The 17,937-nt window shown below is 61.7% G+C and carries 17 protein-coding genes; 4 read left to right on the top strand and 13 right to left on the bottom strand.

What is annotated here, in order from left to right; all coding sequences use genetic code 11:
- The first annotated feature begins 1 nt into the window (after position 1).
- Positions 2-541, top strand: coding sequence for a prepilin peptidase (locus X742_RS160290; protein WP_023771296.1), 540 nt, complete (start codon positions 2-4; stop codon positions 539-541).
- 258 nt (positions 542-799) lie between these two features.
- Entirely contained in the window at positions 800-1,120 is a 321-nt protein-coding gene (locus X742_RS160295; protein ID WP_023771295.1) for a hypothetical protein, read from the top strand.
- A gap of 102 nt (positions 1,121-1,222) precedes the next feature.
- On the opposite strand, the gene X742_RS160300 is transcribed toward X742_RS160295, so the two are convergent.
- The 6 genes from X742_RS160300 to X742_RS160315 all read right to left on the bottom strand — a co-directional run bounded on the left by X742_RS160300 (position 1,223) and on the right by X742_RS160315 (position 8,833).
- Positions 1,223-2,644, bottom strand: coding sequence for a cytochrome c (locus X742_RS160300; RefSeq protein WP_198019190.1), 1,422 nt, complete (start codon positions 2,642-2,644; stop codon positions 1,223-1,225).
- Positions 2,645-2,670: 26 nt separating this feature from the next.
- Positions 2,671-3,012, bottom strand: a complete 342-nt coding sequence (locus tag X742_RS1000000171495; protein WP_023771293.1) for a hypothetical protein — start codon at positions 3,010-3,012, stop codon at positions 2,671-2,673.
- A 1-nt stretch (position 3,013) separates the two neighbouring features.
- Positions 3,014-3,766 carry a cytochrome c oxidase subunit III gene (locus tag X742_RS1000000175570; protein ID WP_023771292.1) on the bottom strand — a complete coding sequence of 251 codons (753 nt, stop codon included), beginning with the start codon at positions 3,764-3,766 and terminating at the stop codon, positions 3,014-3,016.
- A complete protein-coding gene (gene ctaD, locus X742_RS160305; protein ID WP_023771291.1) occupies positions 3,763-5,703 on the bottom strand; it encodes a cytochrome c oxidase subunit I in 1,941 nt (646 codons plus the stop codon). The genes X742_RS1000000175570 and ctaD overlap by 4 nt, the downstream gene beginning before the upstream one ends.
- A complete protein-coding gene (coxB, locus tag X742_RS160310; RefSeq protein ID WP_031240540.1) occupies positions 5,700-6,680 on the bottom strand; it encodes a cytochrome c oxidase subunit II in 981 nt (326 codons plus the stop codon). Before coxB ends, ctaD begins: the two co-directional genes overlap by 4 nt.
- Positions 6,681-7,078: 398 nt before the next feature.
- Positions 7,079-8,833, bottom strand: a complete 1,755-nt coding sequence (locus X742_RS160315) for a thiamine pyrophosphate-dependent enzyme (RefSeq protein ID WP_023771288.1) — start codon at positions 8,831-8,833, stop codon at positions 7,079-7,081.
- Between the two features lie 208 nt (positions 8,834-9,041).
- Between X742_RS160315 and X742_RS160320 the strand changes: the two genes are divergently transcribed.
- Complete coding sequence (locus X742_RS160320; protein WP_245275510.1) at positions 9,042-9,593, top strand: hypothetical protein; 552 nt, start codon at positions 9,042-9,044, stop codon at positions 9,591-9,593.
- A 68-nt stretch (positions 9,594-9,661) separates the two neighbouring features.
- Here the strand turns inward: X742_RS160320 and X742_RS160325 are convergent, their stop codons facing one another.
- On the bottom strand, positions 9,662-11,773 hold the full coding sequence (locus X742_RS160325; RefSeq protein ID WP_023771286.1) for a catalase: 2,112 nt from the start codon (positions 11,771-11,773) through the stop codon (positions 9,662-9,664).
- A 287-nt stretch (positions 11,774-12,060) separates the two neighbouring features.
- Here X742_RS160325 and X742_RS160330 point away from each other — a divergent pair, with 287 nt between their 5' ends.
- The gene (locus X742_RS160330) at positions 12,061-12,624 is read left to right on the top strand and encodes a sigma-70 family RNA polymerase sigma factor (protein ID WP_023771285.1); all 564 of its coding nucleotides are present in this window, start codon (positions 12,061-12,063) and stop codon (positions 12,622-12,624) included.
- Here X742_RS160330 and X742_RS1000000172220 read toward each other — a convergent pair whose 3' ends face one another.
- The 6 genes from X742_RS1000000172220 to X742_RS160355 all read right to left on the bottom strand — a co-directional run bounded on the left by X742_RS1000000172220 (position 12,625) and on the right by X742_RS160355 (position 17,935).
- Positions 12,625-12,801, bottom strand: coding sequence for a hypothetical protein (locus X742_RS1000000172220; protein WP_015319163.1), 177 nt, complete (start codon positions 12,799-12,801; stop codon positions 12,625-12,627).
- A 237-nt stretch (positions 12,802-13,038) separates the two neighbouring features.
- Positions 13,039-14,019, bottom strand: a complete 981-nt coding sequence (locus X742_RS160335; protein ID WP_245275509.1) for a class I SAM-dependent methyltransferase — start codon at positions 14,017-14,019, stop codon at positions 13,039-13,041.
- Between the two features lie 70 nt (positions 14,020-14,089).
- Positions 14,090-15,082 carry a GNAT family N-acetyltransferase gene (locus X742_RS160340; protein WP_023771283.1) on the bottom strand — a complete coding sequence of 331 codons (993 nt, stop codon included), beginning with the start codon at positions 15,080-15,082 and terminating at the stop codon, positions 14,090-14,092.
- Positions 15,079-15,954: a glycosyltransferase gene (locus X742_RS160345; RefSeq protein WP_245275508.1), complete on the bottom strand. Its 876-nt coding sequence runs from the start codon at positions 15,952-15,954 to the stop codon at positions 15,079-15,081. The genes X742_RS160340 and X742_RS160345 overlap by 4 nt, the downstream gene beginning before the upstream one ends.
- 294 nt (positions 15,955-16,248) lie before the next feature.
- Positions 16,249-17,181: a beta-xylosidase gene (locus X742_RS160350; protein WP_023771281.1), complete on the bottom strand. Its 933-nt coding sequence runs from the start codon at positions 17,179-17,181 to the stop codon at positions 16,249-16,251.
- Positions 17,174-17,935, bottom strand: coding sequence for a TIGR04290 family methyltransferase (locus X742_RS160355; RefSeq protein WP_023771280.1), 762 nt, complete (start codon positions 17,933-17,935; stop codon positions 17,174-17,176). The genes X742_RS160350 and X742_RS160355 overlap by 8 nt, the downstream gene beginning before the upstream one ends.
- Positions 17,936-17,937 lie beyond the last annotated feature (2 nt).

The raw sequence follows: 17,937 nt of genomic DNA, 5'->3' as shown, positions 1-17,937 counted from the left end.
CGTGCTGCTAACCGAAGCCATGCTGCTGAAGGTATTGGCCGCGGGCTTGCTCGCACGCATTGCCTGGCTCGACTTCACCACCCAGAAAATATCGAACCGTGACGTCCTGTTGCTGCTGTGCCTCGGGATCGGATCGCTTCTGCTTTTGTCGCTTCAATCCCGGTCCTGGTGGGATATAGGCTTGAGCGCGGTGGCCGGCGTGTTGCTGTTTCTGGCGCTCTTCCCATTTTGGTTGCTACGCAAGATCGGCGCCGGCGACGTAAAGCTGCTGGCGGTCGTGCCGCTTCTGATCGGCGGTAGTGGCCTGACGGTATTTTCGCTGCTGCTGATGGTTTTCGCGCTCGCCACGGCCTTGGTCGTGAAGAACCCGCTCCTGCTGCCTCAAAGTGCCTTCCGCGTCTACGTCCAGCATCTCGACAAGAGGGGTGTGGTGCCTTTCGGAGTGCCGATTTCTTTGGCCGCGATCTGCACGATAGTGCTCCAGATCTACTGGAGTTTTGTCCTGGCCAACAGCTCTGGAATCCTCGGCCAGCTCAACTAATCCATCGTCGCCATCTGCAATGGCAAGATCGTACCGAACGTTGCGGCGCGGTCGTGATCCCGTCCGAACGGACCTGCCGTTCCGGTCAGCTGACATGCCCATCGCCGACCCCTGCACGCAAACCCAGGCGCGTCGAAAGCGTCCGCATCGGCACCACAACTCAGCCCGCAAGAATTTCGCTGAAGAACGTTTCACTCGGAACATATCCGGGAAAGACAGGTTTGGTGGAGGCAGTACACAAGCAAAGGAGATGCTCCAATGATCACCAAACTTCTCTCCGCAACCGTGCTTACGGTCGCTCTGGCCACGTCGGCAATGGCACAGTCGAACGGCACCGGATCCAGCAATGGTTCAGGCTCGACGTCCGGCGCCACCAGTGGTGGCAATGGGACCACGACCGGCACCGGCGTCGGCACAGGCTCCGGTGCGACGACCACGCCCGCCGACCCGAGCACGACAAATTCGACAAACTCGTCGAACGGCATGACCGACCGCTGCAAGGATGCCGCGGGCAATGACATCGACAACAACACTGCCAGCGGCAACACGACGTCGAACGTGCAGAACTGCAACAAATGAGCCAGAGGCTCGGAGCGCCGCCCGAAGTCGCTCTTCGCCCTGGGGCGACTTATCGGGCGGTGTTCTTGCTGCAGAGTATATGCGCGATATGACCGCCTATCTCTATGGGCGCACATGAGCTGAGCGCAGGCGCTTTGCCAGCAAAGTAAGCAGAGCAAGCAGCAATACGGCGCCACTGGCCGCCAGCGCCTGTCCCGCCAGGATCATGACTGTCCGCCCTGTCGACGTGCCTGCCCGCATCAGACGCACGTCGGCCGCCGTAACGCGGGCGTCTGGATTTCCGAAATGCGCGGTCACATAATTTGCAAGTATCGCCACCTGGCCATCGTCCAGCCAGCCGCCGAAGGCCGCCATTGATTTGCGTCCCGCGACGTCACCGGCCTTGACGCCTTCAAGGATCGTCATGACGACATTGTCGGGCATGGCAGCGCCCGGGGAGGTGTTGTGGGTCAGTGATGGAGCGGAGCCGTCCGCTGATCCGCCTCCATTCGTCCCGTGGCATCCCGAACAGAGCGACCGATAGAGATCGCCGCCGGCCGCGGCCCCGCTGCCTTGCGCCGCCCCGCTGCTTCCAGCACTATCCGCGACCCCCAGCGTATTGCCCCACGAAAAGCGCGGCTGCTTTTCGTCTCCGGATTGGGCAGGAACGTCCCTGAGATAGGCGGCCATGGCATGGATGTCGTCATCCGAAAGATGCTGCAGGCTGTTCATGACCGTTTCCGCCATCGGACCGCTTGCATACGCCTTTCGTGGCACCGCGCCGGTCTTGAGAAAGCGGAACAGCTCTTCATCGCTCCAGCCACCCACGCCTGCGATCTTGTCGCTGGTGATGTTGAAGGCTCGCCAGATGCCGGCATTGCCGCCGGCAAATGCGCGATTTTCATCCATGCCGAATGTCGCATTTCGCGGCGTGTGGCAGGCACCGCAGTGGCCGAGCACTTCGACAAGATAGGCCCCTCTGGTCCATGCGGCGGTTCGGCTCCGATCCGGTGCGAAGCCGCCGCTGTGCAAGTTCGCGAGCTTCCACAGCACCAGTGTCCAGCGCTGGTTGAACGGAAAAGGCAGGATGTTTGCCGGGCGCGGCTGGAAGATCGGTGGCTGCGCCAGAAGATAGGCCCGGATCGCCAGCACGTCCTCGCGGCTCATCGCGGCGAAGCTGTCATAAGGCATGGCGGGATAAAGATTGGCTCCATCGCGCCTCACCCCTTTCTGCACGGCCCGCACGAACTCGTCCGCGGAATAACGTCCGATGCCGGTGTCGAGATCCGGTGTGATGTTGGTGGAATAGACGTCGCCAAACGGCGTCGGCACGCGATAGCCTCCGGCGAACGGGCGGCTCGGGTTGGATGTGTGGCAGCCGATGCAGTCGGCCGCCCTGGCAAGATATTCACCCTTCCGGATTTCGTCCGCCCGCGGTTGCGTGCAAAGCGCCAACGATGCCAGCAAGGCCGCGATCGACCGGGAGATGACGGCCGGGGCTGGAGCAACCGCCGCAAGCCAGAGCGCACGCCTGCTACGGCGCATCGCCGATCGCAGGCTCCGCGGCATCCTCACAGCTCGCACCCGCTGAACGTCAGCCCGGCCAACGTCTGTGCCAGCAGCACGAGGGTGAACAGCGCGCCAACGCCAACCGAAGTCCTGGCCAGGAACGCGCGCGTGCGCGCCTTCGAGGCCGGGCTCGTGCCATGGCTTCGGTCGCGAACGGCGCGCCACGACAGCACCGCGCCTGCCATGGCGACAGCCGCACCCGTCAGCGAGAACAAGGCAGTGGGACGAAATCCGGCGTGGCATTGCCAGAATGCAATGGAATAATCGAGCTGCAGCGTTATCGCCCACGCGGCTGGTCCGCTGACCAGGCCTGCCCAGGAAACGCCGGTGCGGGTCGCCTGCATGTCACATCCTCGGAACCCAGTAGATGACGAGATAGAGCACAATCCATGAGACAACCACGAAGTCCCAGTAGAAGGCGTTGTCCGAGACGTCGCTGAAGCGGCGGCCCGCCTTGCCTTTTGGCGTGAACATGAGAACCGCAAGGACGATGGTGTCGCCGACATCGGTGAGAAGATGCGTCGTATGCAGCCCGAGCAGGAACCAGACGATCGACCCGTAAGCGTTCTGATCCCAGGAAATCCGCAGCGCCGGAAATTCCCAAATGCGAACGATCAGCGGAAGAATGCCGACGATCGACATGACGNCGCCGACATCGGTGAGAAGATGCGTCGTATGCAGCCCGAGCAGGAACCAGACGATCGAGCCGTAAGCGTTCTGATCCCAGGAAATCCGCAGCGCCGGAAATTCCCAAATGCGAACGATCAGCGGAAGAATTCCGACGATCGACATGACGACCATGCCAAGGCGAACCTTCGCGAGGTCCTGACGGCGCGCCCAAAGGTCGACCATATGGTTGGGTACGATGCTCGCGAGCAGAATAGCCAATACTGTAGAGCCCGGCAGCAGATCCGGCGCCTGCACTCCGATCGGCCAGTGCGGGGCCAGCACGGCCAGATAGAAATAAGAGCCGATCGCCAGCGCAAAACCTGTCGCCTCGAGGGCGATGAAAGCAAGGGTTCCCCACCACATAGGGCTCGCCGCCCCGAAATCATATGTGGGCAGGTGGCTGACATCGGCGACAGAACGATGCCTCATTCCTCGTCCTCCGGTTCGCCTTTCGGCCAGAACCAGCAGATGAAGCCGACCGAAGCTGGTATCGTCCCCCAGACCACCGCCCATGGCGTGAAGATCGAGGCGAGAAATGCGCCGCCAACCGCGATGGCCGACAGCAACGGCCAAATCGAATTGTCGGCCGATGGCACCCTCAGCCGCGGCACCGCGTCGGCGACCGTGCTGGCCAGCACCTCGCGGGCATCGACGCGCAAGCCTTCGACGACGGGGAGGGTGTCGGGCTCCGCCCAGAGCGGTTCGCGATGGGTTACCACCGGCAGCCGCGAAAAGTCGTAGGAAGGCGGCGGCGAGGTCGTCGCCCATTCGAGCGTGCTCGCTTGCCAGGGATTGTCTCCGGCAATGCGGCCGTTGCGAAGGCTGAGCAGGATGTTCAGGAAGAAAAGTGCAAAGCCGGCGAACACCACCAGTGACGAGAGGCTGATGAACAGGTTCATCTCGCCCCAGCCACTCGCCGGCGGATAGGTGTAGACGCGGCGCGGCATGCCTTGCAGGCCCAGAATGTGCATGGGGAAGAAGGTGAGATTGAAGCCGAGGAAGACCAGCCAGAAATTCCAGCGGCCGAGCCTCTCGGACAGCATGCGGCCGGTGATCTTGGGAAACCAGTAATAGACGGCGCCGAGCAGGGGAAAGACGGCGCCGCCGACCAGCACGTAGTGGAAATGGGCAACCACGAAATAGGTATCGTGCACCTGCAGGTCGAGCGGCACCGAGGCGACCATGACCCCGGTCAGGCCGCCGATCACGAAAGTGAAGATGAAGCCGAGCACGAAGAGCATGGGCGTGGCCAAGATTGGCCGGCCGCCCCAGATCGTCGCAATCCAGCAGAAGATCTGAATACCGCTCGGAATGGCGATCATCATCGAGGACGCGGTGAAGAAACTCTCGCCGAGCTGCGGCAGACCGGTGGCGAACATGTGGTGTACCCACAGGCCAAAGGAGAGGAAGCCTATCGCGACCAGCGACAGCACGATCCCGAGATAGCCGAACACCGGGCGGCGGACGAAGGTCGGCAGGATCGCGGAGACAAAACCTGTCGCCGGAATGAAGATGATGTAGACCTCGGGATGGCCGAAGAACCAGAACAGATGCTGCCACAGAAGTGCATCGCCCCCTGCGGCGGGGTCGAAGAACTTCGTGCCGACCAACCGGTCGAGGATCAGCATCGTGCTCGACACCATCACCGCGGGCATGGCGAACAGAATGACGAAAGCGGTGACGAGGACCGACCAGACATAGAGCGGAATGCGGTCGAGCGACATGCCCGGCGCGCGTTGTTTGAACACTGTCGCAATGATCTCGACGGCGACCGCGAGCGCGGACACTTCCGTATAAGTGACCATCTGCGCCCAGAAATCGGGGCGCTTGCCGATGCCGTATTCAGGCCCGGCGAGCGGAACGTAGGAGAACCAGCCGGCGTCGGCGCCGGTTTCGAAGGTAAAAGCGATCCAGATCATCAGCCCGCCGGAAAGATAAACCCAGTAGCTGAAGGCATTGAGGCGCGGGAAGGCGACATTGCGGGTGCCGATCATCAACGGCACCAGATAGATGGCGAACGCCTCCATCACCGGCACGGCGAACAGAAACATCATCGTCGTGCCATGCATGGTGAACAGCTGGTTGTAGAGATCGGGACCGATGTAGCCGGCCTCGGGTTGGGCAAGCTGGAACCGCATCGCAAGGGCGGACAGACCTGCAAGGATGAGGAAGAAGAAAGCCGTCGCGATATAGCGTCGGGCAATCAGCTTGTGGTCGACGGTGACCAGCCAGCCGTGGAGGCCTCTCGGCGTTCTCCAGGCATGCGCCAGAAAGGCGCGCAGCCTCGCCTCTTCCAGGCCGGTGTCCCGTACGCCTTTCACGGCCTGCTGTTTATGCTCGGCCGGGTTTCCCGCAATGCCGCTCATTCCAGGGTTCCAAGATAGGTGACGACGGCATTGAGATCGTCGGCGCTGAGGGCAATGCGCGGCATCTTGGCCCCCGGCTTCATGGACTGTGGATCGGCTATCCAGGCAGCAAGCGCCCCGGGGGTCATGGCCAGAGTATCCGCGGCCAGAGCGTGTCGGCTTGCAAGATGGGTAAGATCAGGTCCGAGCGTTCCGCTGGCCGGTGTGCCTCTTATCGTGTGACAGAGGGCGCAGCCGGTGGAAAGAAAAGCCCGTTGGCCGCGGTGTTCTTCGTCACCGGCGGGCGCCGGCGCGGCGGCCCCTTGCCCGGATCGCCACGCATCGAACGCTTTGCGGCTTTCGGCGACGACCGTGATGGCCATATGGGCGTGCTGGTAGCCACAGAACTCGGCGCATTGGCCGCGATAGAGTCCGGGTTTATCGGCAATAAGCGTGAGCTCGCTTGGCCGGCCCGGGATGAGATCCCGTTTGCCGGCAAGGCTTGGCACCCAGAAGCTATGAATGACATCGAGCGAATCGAGCTCGACCTTGACCGGCTCTCCAACCGGGATGTGGATTTCGTTTGCCGTGACGATCGCTTGCCACGGTTCATCCTGGGGGTAACGGACCTCCCACCACCATTGATGCCCGGTGACCCGAACGGTAAGCGTTTCCGTTCCGCTGAGCGACGCAATGGATTTGCCCGCGAAAAAGCTCATTGTCGTCAGTATGGCGAGCACCAGAACGGTCAACGCGATGGCGCTTGCGACAACGCCCGTAAACCGACGTTCCTGTCGGGAATCGATCTCAAATGGCAAGCGCGTCGTCTCGACCAGTCGGCGACGCAGAAGCGCTGCCGCCAAGGCCAGCATGACAAGCAGCCATGTGCCCGCCGCAACGGCACTGAAGGACCAGATCAGGTCGAATATCCTTCGGGCATTCGCACCCTGCGGATGGAGCGTGGACTGCCAGTCGCTGCATCCGCCCAGGACCAGCATGGGCGCCGTCCCGGCCAACTGTTTCGGCCGTGGGAAGGGGAGCGGCATCAGCGGTCGTTTCCGCTTACGAAGGCGGGTAAACGGACGCGCGCAACCTGCCATGAAAGATCCACCATCGTTGCCAAGGCCACAACGCGGTTGGTTGCAAAAGGATGCTTGGCAACACTGCTGCACCCGAGAAAGGCGAACTGGAAGATGTGGGACGGCCATTCTTCAGCACACCCACGGGAGCGGGGCCTAGCCGATGGGCAGGTGCGAAGCCCGCCGCCGCCCGCTTGTTCTGATCCAGAACGCGGCCAGGAGCAGTGCGGCTCGGCCATAGATCAGGCCGGCCGGATTCACATCAGCGGGGCTGCAAGTTGAACGCAAGACTGCTTCGCACTTTCACTGGAATTGCTCTAGCCCTCCATCATCGACTTCGCCGGCTCCCGGGCGATATTTTCTTCGATGCGTTCGTGCCCCGGCGTCTGTGGCAAGGCCTGGCGGAAGTTCTTGGCGTAGTCCGACGGCATCTTGGGCGGCATCAGTGGCTCATAGGCATCGACCAGTGCTTCGATCACAACCGGACCTTCGGCCGCGAAGGCCTCGTCGAGAACGGTTTCGATCTGATCGGGCCGCTCGATGCGAAAACCGCTCGCGCCCATCGCTTCCGCCGCCATGGCAAAATCGATCGGCTGCAGTTCGCAACCGAATTGCGGGTTACCCAGAAACATCATCTGCTCCCAGGCGATCTGATTGAGCATGTTGTTCTTGATGACTAGCGTCTTCAGCGGAATTTTGTAGCGCACAGCCGTCGAGAATTCGCCGAGTTGCATGGCAAAACCACCATCGCCCACGATAGCTGCGATCGGTCGACCGGGAAATGCTATGCCGGCGGCGATGGCGTAGGCAAGGCCGCTGGCCATGGATGCCAGCGCTCCGGACACGCCAAACGCCTGGCCGCTCCGCAGATCGACATGGCGGGCGGCAAGCTCCGTGTTCTGACCGGAGTCGGTGGCCAACACCGTGTCGTCGGCCAGTCTTTGTCCGAACGCACGGGCAATGGTTTGCGGCTTCAACGGTTGCGCCCGCGCGTCCTCCGACTGTCTCATCATCTCGCGCCATCTTCTCATCGTTTCATGGGAGCGCTGCAGGAATTCACCGGAAGGCTTCTGCGTCAGACGTTGATTGAGCGAGCGCAATGTCTCGGCGGCGTCTCCGACAAGACCGGCCTCGACCGGAAAGCGCAGGCCAATCCGCTGCGCGTCGCAGTCGATCTGGACACCACGGGCGTGCCCGGGCTTCGGATAATATTCGATGTAGGGGAAGCTGGAGCCGACGATCAGCACCGCGTCGCAGGTTTCCATCGCCTCCTGCGAAGCCAGGGTTCCCAGGATGCCGATCCCGCCGGTCGTGTGAGGATGGTTGTCTGGAAGGACCGCCTTGCCCAATAAGGCCTTCGCGACAGGCGCCTGCAGCAGATGCGCGGTATGTTCAAGTTCCGCGGCCGCGCCGAGCGCGCCGCGCCCGGCCAGGATCGTCACCCGCGTGGCTTCGTTCAGAATGGCGGCAGCTTTGTCGAGTTCGGCGTCCAGCGGCATGCTGTGGCCGGAAAACATTTGCTGCGGCGTGTGCGCCGGACGATTGCGCTTGCTGCGCTTGGCGGGCTCGGCCTCTTGCTCCTGGATGTCGCTGGCAATTGATAGATGGGCGACGCCTTTGCGCGCCAGCGCGGTTCGGCAGGCGAGGCTGGCAACGTTTTCCATATGCGCGGCATCGGCGACTTGGGCATTATAGACGGAGACATCGTTGAACACGCGCGTCAGATCGACATCCTGCTGAGTGAACGTCTCGATCAGGTCGTGGAACTGCATGCCTGTGATCGCGAGCACCGGAGCCTGATCGAGCTTGGCGTCATAAAGGCCGGTCAGAAGATGCGTTCCGCCCGGCCCGGATGTGGCTAGGCAGACGCCTAGCTTTCCCGTCCATTTGGCATAGGCGCATGCCATGAAGGCGGCCGACTCTTCGTGCCGGACCTGCACGAAGGCTATCTTGTCCTGCCGGGTGCGCAGTGCCTCCATGACGCCGTTTATGCCGTCTCCCGGCAAGCCGAACACCACCTCGACGTTCCAGGCGATGAGTGTATCGACGAGAATTTCTGCTGCATTTGCCATGTCAGGATTGCTCCGGTGGATGAGGTCCGAACCGGTCAATCCCGAGTTGGTTCCTTCATCACAAGAAATCGTGACATGTTGGAAGCGTCGTCGGGCCCCTTTGCAGGAGAACCGGCTTCTCATGACCTGTCACGCAGATAATGGACTGCTCCAGAGGGCGGCAAGCTGGTTCCGGTAGGTCGCTGGACATCAAGTATGTTCAGGCGTGGTGGAACATCGGCGATCAACTGTCGTTGACACGCTCGTGAGAGAAAGGACACCGTCCATGTCAAAATTCCAGGCTGCCACTCCGGATCGTCTGCGACAACTCAGGCTTGAAGCGTCGGCTTACTTCACCCCGATGATGCTGCACGAGGCATTGCTGCGCCTTTCTCACGCCTGCGGCGGTGAAAGCCTTGGGCGGTTCGAGAAGGCCATGGTCGACCAGATAGAGGCGACGCAGGACGATCGGTCCGATTTCGAAACGATCAAGGAATTCGCGATCGAGCAGCTTTATGCCTTGATCCGGGAAGCCAATGAGTCGCCAAAGAAGAAACAGTCGCTGGAGAAGATAGATACACGCAGGACGCCCGGCCGCTCCGAAGAACCGCAGACGCTCGAGGATCAACTGCAGGCAGGGTTGGAGGATTCTTTTCCGGCAAGCGACCCGCCCGCGGTGGTGTCCACGGCAATTCCAGGCGGAGCAAAGAAGCTGGTCGGGACCGACGAGGTCCTGAAACGGCAGCGAGAACAGGCCGCCAGAGAGGCCCGCCAACCATAGGGCCCGGGCATGGCTGCATACCGGGCCTTGCAGCCATGCGCCGGTGTGACAACGCATAGCTCTGCGCATCAAAGCTTGACGGCGGTCTCCCGTGCCCACAGCCGCAGTTTGCGGCACGCCTCTATAAACGTCTTCACGGAACCTGCGGTATCAAGCTCGATCAGCCCCTCATCGGCATCGGGAGCTACGCCCGCCTTTGCCAGGAGAGGTTGGGCTGCCGCTGTGAAGCCGATGAATTTGCAATGGGCGAACGCATCTGACACGAAGTCCCTCGCGGCCGCCTCGTCGAGCAGCATCTCGGCACCCTCCTCGGAGAGAAGCAGTACCACGGCGTCGAACAACACGGACGGGCCGCCGTCGATCATGTGCCTAGCCTCGATGTGGCTGCCGTCAGCCGCGTCGACGCCGCCCACCTTGGGCGCGATCACCTCCATCACCGCGCCTTCCGTTTCGATGGCGGAACGGAGCTCTTCGAACAGCCCGGTGTCGGTTCCATTGCTAAGCAAGACGCCGACTTTGCGGCCCTTGAAACTGTCAGGCCCGTTCTCGATGATGCTGAGCGCCGGCGAAGGCGGCAGGTCGTCGCGCGTCGGAACGGCTGCCTCCGCGGGGTCGGGCATATTCCGAATGCCGAGCTTGTCGGCGACGGTGGTCGCCAGGGTTTCGTCAATGTTGAGCAGATGCGAAACCATGCGTTCGCGGATCGCCGGTGCCTGGACCTTGCTCAATTCGAAGGTCAGCGCCATGGCGATGTGGCGCTGCTCCGGCGGTGTCTGGCTGTTGAAGAATTGCCGGGCCTGGCTGTAGTGATCGGCGAAGCTTTCCGCGCGCAGACGCACCTTCTGCCCTTCCTCGGCATCGGCGAAGGAACGAAAGCCGCGTTGCGGATCCTCGCGCGGTCCCAGCCCCCATGAATTCGGTTCATAGTTGGCGCGACCGACCGGATTGCGCATAGCCATGTGTCCGTCCTGTTGGAAATGGGCGAACGGGCATTTCGGCGCATTGATCGGGAGATGGGTAAAGTTCGGGCTGCCCAGCCGTTTCAACTGGGTATCGAGATAGGAGAAGTTGCGGCCCTGCAGAAGCGGATCGTTGGAGAAGTCAATTCCGGGCGGCACATTCTGCGTCATGAAGGCAACCTGCTCGGTCTCCGCGAAGAAATTATCCGGCATCCGGTCAAGCACCAGCCGCCCGACCGGGATCGGTTCGAGCACCTCTTCAGGAATAATTTTGGTTGCGTCCAGAATGTCGAAGTCGAAGCTGTCGGCAAACGCCTGATCGAACAATTGCACCGTCAACTCCCATTCCGGGAAATTGCCGGACTGGATGGCGTCCCATAGATCGCGACGGTGAAAGTCTGGATCGGCGCCATTGATCTTGACCGCCTCATTCCAGACCACCGATTGCATGCCGAGCTTTGGCTTCCAGATGAATTTGACGAAGGTGGACTCGTCTTTCGCGTTGACCAAGCGGAACGTGTGCACGCCAAAGCCCTGCATGAAGCGGAAGGAGCGCGGGATCGCGCGATCCGACATGATCCACATCACCATGTGCATCGATTCCGGCATCAGGCTGATGAAGTCCCAGAAATTATCGTGAGCGGTCTGGGCTTGAGGAAAGGCCCGGTCCGGCTCTTGTTTGGCGGCATGGATCAGATCGGGAAACTTAATCGCGTCCTGGATGAAGAAGACCGGGATATTGTTGCCGACCAGATCCCAATTGCCTTCCCTGGTGTATAGCTTGACCGCGAAGCCGCGGACGTCGCGGGCGAGATCGAACGAGCCTCTGTTGCCGGCAACCGTCGAGAAGCGCACGAAGGCCGGTGTCTTTTCGCCGGCCCTCTGGAAAATATCGGCACGTGTGTATTTGGCCAGAGACTCGTAGGTTTCGAAGTAACCATGCGCGCCGTAGCCGCGAGCATGAACGACCCTTTCGGGAATGCGTTCGTGGTCGAAGTGGAAAATCTTCTCCCGAAAATGAGAGTCCTCGATCAGCGCTGGTCCGCGTTCGCCGATCCGCAATGTGTTTTGATCGTCGGAGACGGGTGTTCCCAGCGCCGTGGTCAGAGTGGGCGTCTCACCCCCGGCGATCTGGTGCAATTCCCCGCCGTTTCCGCGCGCGCTATCCGGTTCCTGTCCACTTGCCGATTGGCGAGCGGAACGACGGGCGGATTTGGCCATGACATACCTCGTTTGATGCCGGAGGGGGTGGAAGTACTCAGGACGTCAAACTGCCGGTGCGCGGCTTTGTTCCCGTGAAGAACCGGTGCGCCTCGCGTGCATCGGCAAGGCGGCATCCCTATCTCGGCGACGGCACAGACCGATTGGGTGAGATGTCGCGCTGCGCCGAATTTCTGAAGAGTTGTCTTCAGCGCGAGGAACGAACCAAACTTCCATGCATTTAGCAGGGGCTGCGTTCATACACTCTTCTTCTGGGAGCTGGACCATTGTCATCCGGAGGCTACATTTTGGCCGACCAAGAAACCAATGAAGTTTCCATCGTTGAGCTCATACCCGCCATGCGGGCTTTCGCGCGAACCTTCTGCCGCGTCCCCGACGATGCCGACGATCTGGTACAGGAGACACTGACCAAGGGTCTCGCCAACATCGACAAGTTCGAACCCGGCACACGCATGAAGTCGTGGCTCTTCACCATCATGCGCAACACCTACTACACCCGGGTCAAGATCGCTGCCCGGGAAGCGCCAGGCCTGCTCGACTGCGCGTCGTCCCGACCAATTTCGGAAGCCACCCAGGAATGGAGCGTTCAGAGCAAGGAAGTCCACGCCGCCATTCAAAGGCTACCGGAACACCAACGCGAGGTCCTGATGCTGATTGGCGTTCTGGGAGTGAGTTATGAAGAAACGGCCGAGATATGCGGCTGCGCGGTGGGGACGGTAAAAAGTCGGCTGAACCGTGCCCGCGCCAATATTCTCGAATTGCTTGGGGAGACTTCGTTGCAGACACTGATTGAGAGACGAAATCATCTATCGGATGGTCAACTCGATATAGAGGGTGACAGCCGCAGATAGTCAGTTCTGCACGTCACGTCGACGTTTCTCAACCAGCGCGTTTTGCAACTCCATGGCCAGCCTGGTCAGACGATCCGGGATTTTTTCCTGCTCTATGGCGTCCAGGAGAGAAGTGATCTCCTGATCCATGGCCAGACCGAATTGCGGGTCCGCGGTATCGTCGCTCGAATGAGACATCCATATTCTCTTGATAACCAGCAGTCCCTGACTTTAGTGTGGTGACAAATGCCGGACATTACAAGGCGATGTCCGCCGCCGGCAGGGTTGCCGGCAATCCTTGCACAGGTTTATTTCCTTGGCCCTCCGTGCTGCAGGCCAAGGAAGTGGAGCGACCGCGTTCAGTCCTTCGGCGCCTGGTCGGTGGCGTGATCCTGATATTAATCGGACTTGATGCGATCACCGTCCAGCCCGCGGTCATCGCCATGCTGCTTCCCGCGGCCGATGTTTCTTGCCGCCGGGTGCCATGCTTTCCTCCTTCGGGTCGGTGCCGCTCTTCGGCGCCTCTGGTTCGACGTCCGAACTGGCGGCGCGCAGTAATGTTCCGCCGCCTCGAGCAAGTAGGAAAACCTCGCCATCCCATGACCGAAACGGCTTCTCGCCGTTGATGACGACCCGCATTTGGTGAGCTTCCGCCAGGCGGCCGATGTCGGCGCGGTCCCACGAAAGCGATCCGCGATAGGAATAGTTCAGCAAGGCGAGCCAGCCAGGCCGTTTCAGAACGCGTGCGATCTCATCGAAATGCCCCTCAGCCATGCCGGCCAGAACCAGATAAGGAAAGCTGTCAACCGCGAGCACGCAATCGAAACTGCCGTCGTCGAATTCGCTCAAATCGAGACCGGAGGTTTGTCGCAACTCGACATTGCCCAGCGCGGCGCACCGCTCGGAGGCGATGGAGATCATCCGCGAGGATATGTCGATGCCGATCATGCGGTTGAAGGAGTTGGAAAGCGCATGCTCGAAACGGCCGATGCCACAACCAATGTCCAGAATATCCCGGTGGGTTCCGGAGAAGTCCTGCTGCTTGAGCCAGGCGACGACTTCGTCGGTCGTGGCTGAGAGCCTTTCCTCATCCCCTAGGGATGCGAGCTGGACACTTGCTGTCTCCGAAATCGCTGCCGCCGCATCGAAGCTCGAGGCCAGCCGCGTGACGACGGCGGCACCGGTCTCCCCCTCGTCGCGTGTGTGCCGAACGGCAGCTCCCGTCGCTCGCAATGTGGCAAAGACATCTGGCTTGCGGCGAAGCAACCCGGCTATCTCTTGCAGCCGTTCCGCGTCTCGCGCATTCGCCGGGATGGTTTCCAGCACGATCTTTGCCAGTTCCGCCGCCCTGATCCCCGTCTGCAGGTGAAGCGCCAGCCTGGCGACGACTGCTTCGGCGCAGACACCATCCGCCATGCAGTCTTCAACAGCCGATCTGATCGTTGTGCGGCGCGGAGCGGATTTTGGCCTGGTCGCAGGCATGGTATCAACTCCGCGTCCAGGCCCGGCGCATCGTCCACCTGTCGATGGCGCCCCAGCCATATTTGTAGGCTTCCTGGCCGCGCAGGAAATCGAACTCGCACGCACCTTCGCGGATCGATTCCGCGATCGCGTGGCCGATCAGGATCGCCCCTGGGCTCTCTTCGGCATAGGCGGGGTCGAAGCCCCCGAGATAGGCATAGGCACGACCCCGATGGTGGAAGCCGTAATAGGCCCCGACCGTCCTGCCATCGATTGCCAAAAGCCAGCATCGGACCAGGCCGCGAGCGTCGAGCAAGGGAAATGAGCGCCTGTGGAATTCCTCTACAGCGGCGTCGGCCAACACGCCACCTCCGTGTCCGGCCCAGCGCGCGTCGTGCAGGCGGATCAACTGATCGAGGAAGGTTTGAGGATCGCCTCGTGCCGACGACAACGCGATCCGGCCGCGTCTGGATGCGGCCTGTTGCGCCCGTCGCAACTGGCGCCGGCGTCGGGAGGGTACGCAGCCTGCAAGGGTATCGTCTCCGGCGATGGCCAGCACGGGGCAAGCACCATGAGTGGCTGGCCGCCCCGCCTTCAGATCGGGATGCGCAATCGCAAGAGCGGCGCTGCCCTCCGGTAAATCCGACAGGATCCACTGCGACCAGCCGACCGAGAGGATCTTTTCGGCAACAATGGCTGCGACCTGGTTCTCGATGCCGGGAACACACAGGATATCCAGATAGTCGCTGAGCGAAATGCCGACCGGAAGAAGTTTCGAGCCGGCGGTTCCGTGCTCTAGATAAAGGGGCGCCAGACCTATCAGGTCGCCTCCGCGCCAGACCGCGACCGTCGCCAGGTCGCCGGGCCCGAATGTGCGCCACCATGGCACCAGCCACGCGGGAGATTGAAACGGCGTCGCCGAGGAACTCTGCTCCCACAATCCCCACCAATCCGGCGCAAGCGTATCGAATTGCGCCGGATCATCGATGATCTCGCCGCGCAACACAGGCTTGCTCACGGCGTGACGGCGAGGCGCCCGGCATCGGTGCCAAGTCCTGCCAGCGCTTGATAGGCATCCATGTAAGAGGAGATCATTCCCTCCAGCGAGAACCGCCGTCGCGCCTCGGCCCGGCATGTCCCGGCGTCCAGGCTTGACGCCGCAACGATGGCTTGTGCCATCTCGTCGACCGTATTGACGAGAAAACCGGTCTTGCCGTGCTCGATCACGTCCGGAAGCGCACCATTCGGAAAGGCGATCACCGGTGTGCCGCAGGCCAGCGCCTCCATGGCGACAAGGGAGCTGGTCTCGGCGGCGAGGCTCGGTATGACCAGACAGCGTGCTGCGTTGAGAAAGCGCCGCTTGGCGGTGAAACCGAGCGGACCAAGAAAGCGGCGGCGGCCATCGAGGCGAGCTTGGACCTCGTCGCGAAAGTACCGCGTGTGCGTTTCATAGGGATAGACCTTGCCGCCAACAACCAGCGGCACACCTGCTTGCTTGGCCGCGTCCAGCGCCAGGTGGATGCCCTTTTCTGGGCAGATACGGCTCAGAACCAGTGCGAAGTCGCGCTTAGGCTGCAGCAGGCTGAGCGCCTCTATGTCTACTCCATTCGGAATTGGCGGCGCCAGTCTGGCGCCGGGTGGCGCGGTTTTCTGCTGAGCGGCCGAGACTGCATGAAGCCACAGGTCGTCGCGCGTCGGGCGCAGTACCCCGGCCGGATACCAGTCCAGCGGCAGGTGAAGGGTCACTAAGGTCGGGCCATCGTCGGGCAGATAGGCATCGAAGTCGATGCCATGCAGATGGACCACATCGATTGGCCACCTGGCGCGGGCAGCGGCGATCGCGGTTCGATGAGCCTGCTGCGCGCGGCTCTTTGCCGCCTCGTCGAGCACGCCGCCTTCCGCCGGTGTTTCCAGAAGCGTGCCGCTCGCACTGGAGCCCCGGCAGCCGACGACGATGGACCGATGACCCGCGCCAACCAGTGCACGATCGAGCATCGTCAGGACCTGTTCGGCACCCCCGACCGCATCCGGTCCGACAGGCGCGAGGGGATAGGCGACATTGAGGACGGTGAGCGTCATGGCCGGCCCGGCCGTTCTGCCGGAGGCAGCGAATTGGCGGCGGAGCAGGCGGCCTCGACTTCGGTCAGGATATCCAACGATCGCGGATCGGGTCGCATGAGAGCCTCACGCAGCCGAGGCCCGCTGCGTCGGGAGCGAGGCGGACGTCATGCCGGGCGCGTAGCGGCGGATCATCGTTGCGCAGAACTCGGCGAATTCCTCGGGTACCAGCGGGGGGCTGGTGTGGTGAGGCATCATTCCGCGATGCTCGGGCGTGAAGCAGAAGGTGACCGTGACGTCGAAAGCGGCGAGTGCTTCCATCTGTCGGTCGAACCAGTCCAACGCATTCGGCCTGAAACTGTCGGCCCAGGAAAGCCCCGTGCGCATATTGGTCACGCCGAGCCGCTTCATCCAGGCGACGGCATCGTCCAGCCGCGGGTCCTCGAAATGAAACCACTGCACTAGGCCCATTGCGGGTGTGTAGCGCAGGAATTCTTCCAGCGACGGCTTCGGCGTACCGTCCTGGCGCAGCAGCCCCATGTGGAAATGACGGTAATAGGAGGATCCCTCCGCTTCGCGATGCCGCGTCGTTGCTTCCCATTCACGCGGAAGGTCATAGAGGCTGTACCACTGGATCCGCGGTGCGTTGCCGAGCAGCAATTCGGCGGTGCGCTTGAGCCCCCAGACCTGTATTTCCTCGGCTCCGAAGGTCGATACGCCGACTTCGCTGACCCAGATAGGGAGGTCGGTGACGGTCGCGATCTCACCGATCTTCTGCGGCCATTCCTGAATTTGCCACAGGTTCCAGTCGAGGGGAAAGCCGTGAACCGCGACGGCGTCGACATGGTCCAGCACGCCGAATTCCTTCATGCGCGTGATAAAGCCGGGGTCTATCGGCGAGATGCCGCCAAGCACTTTTGTCAGAGCCGGGTTCTCGGACGCGATCGCGTCCGCCGACAGGACTGCCATCCTGGCAAAGCGGCTCCAATCGGGGTCGAGCTCGGGGTCCCAATGCGATTTGTTGTTGGGCTCGTTCCAGATCATCGCGGCTTCAATCATGGAGCTTTCCTTTCGACGGATATATCGCGCCGCCGCCGGCCGGATCGCCGGCAGCGCGGCAGAAATAGACCTCCTGCTCGGGATGCAGAACGATTTCGAAACCGGCGCTGCGCAGCATCGCTTCGGTGCAGGCCCGGTTCGGTATCCACCAGTTGGTCGGATCGTCGGCATAGCGGTGTTCGATGAAATGCAGCTTGGGAAATTGAGGCTGGTCGAACAACTCATGCGTCCAGAAATGATAGTTCTCTTCCAACTCGGGCAGGTCCTTGCTGCCGCGCTGCATGGACTGAAAGATCATCAGGTCGCCGGCGACGTGCTCACGGATTAGGTCGAGCGCGAGCAAGGGGTGGCGCAGATGGTAAAGCACTCCCATGAAGAGCACGACATCGAATGTCTCGCGCAGGGCACCGACGTCGTAGACCGACAGCTTCTGGAATTCGATATCACAGTCCGCGATCTCGGCGGCAAAGCGGGCCTGCGCCAGATAGGCCTCGTCGAAATCGATCCCGAGGACACGGGCGGCGCCTCGTCGTTTCATCTCGATCGAGTAGAAGCCGGCATTGCAGCCAATATCCAGCACGGTCTTGCCGGTCAGATCAGCGGGTATGGCATCGGCGAATTTGCGCCATTTGATCAGCGGGTAGTTGCCGAGAAAGTGGTCGGGCGCGGTTTCGACGCCGGCCAGGTCCATGTTGTGGAACCACGGGCCGAGCGCGTCGATGCGCCGGCGAATTTCGGCATGGGAATGCAACATGG

Source organism: Mesorhizobium sp. LNHC229A00 (genome assembly GCF_000502415.1).
GTDB lineage: Bacteria > Pseudomonadota > Alphaproteobacteria > Rhizobiales > Rhizobiaceae > Mesorhizobium.
The sequence above is the reverse complement of the archived record's forward strand: the minus strand, read 5'-3'. Positions and strand labels throughout refer to the sequence as shown.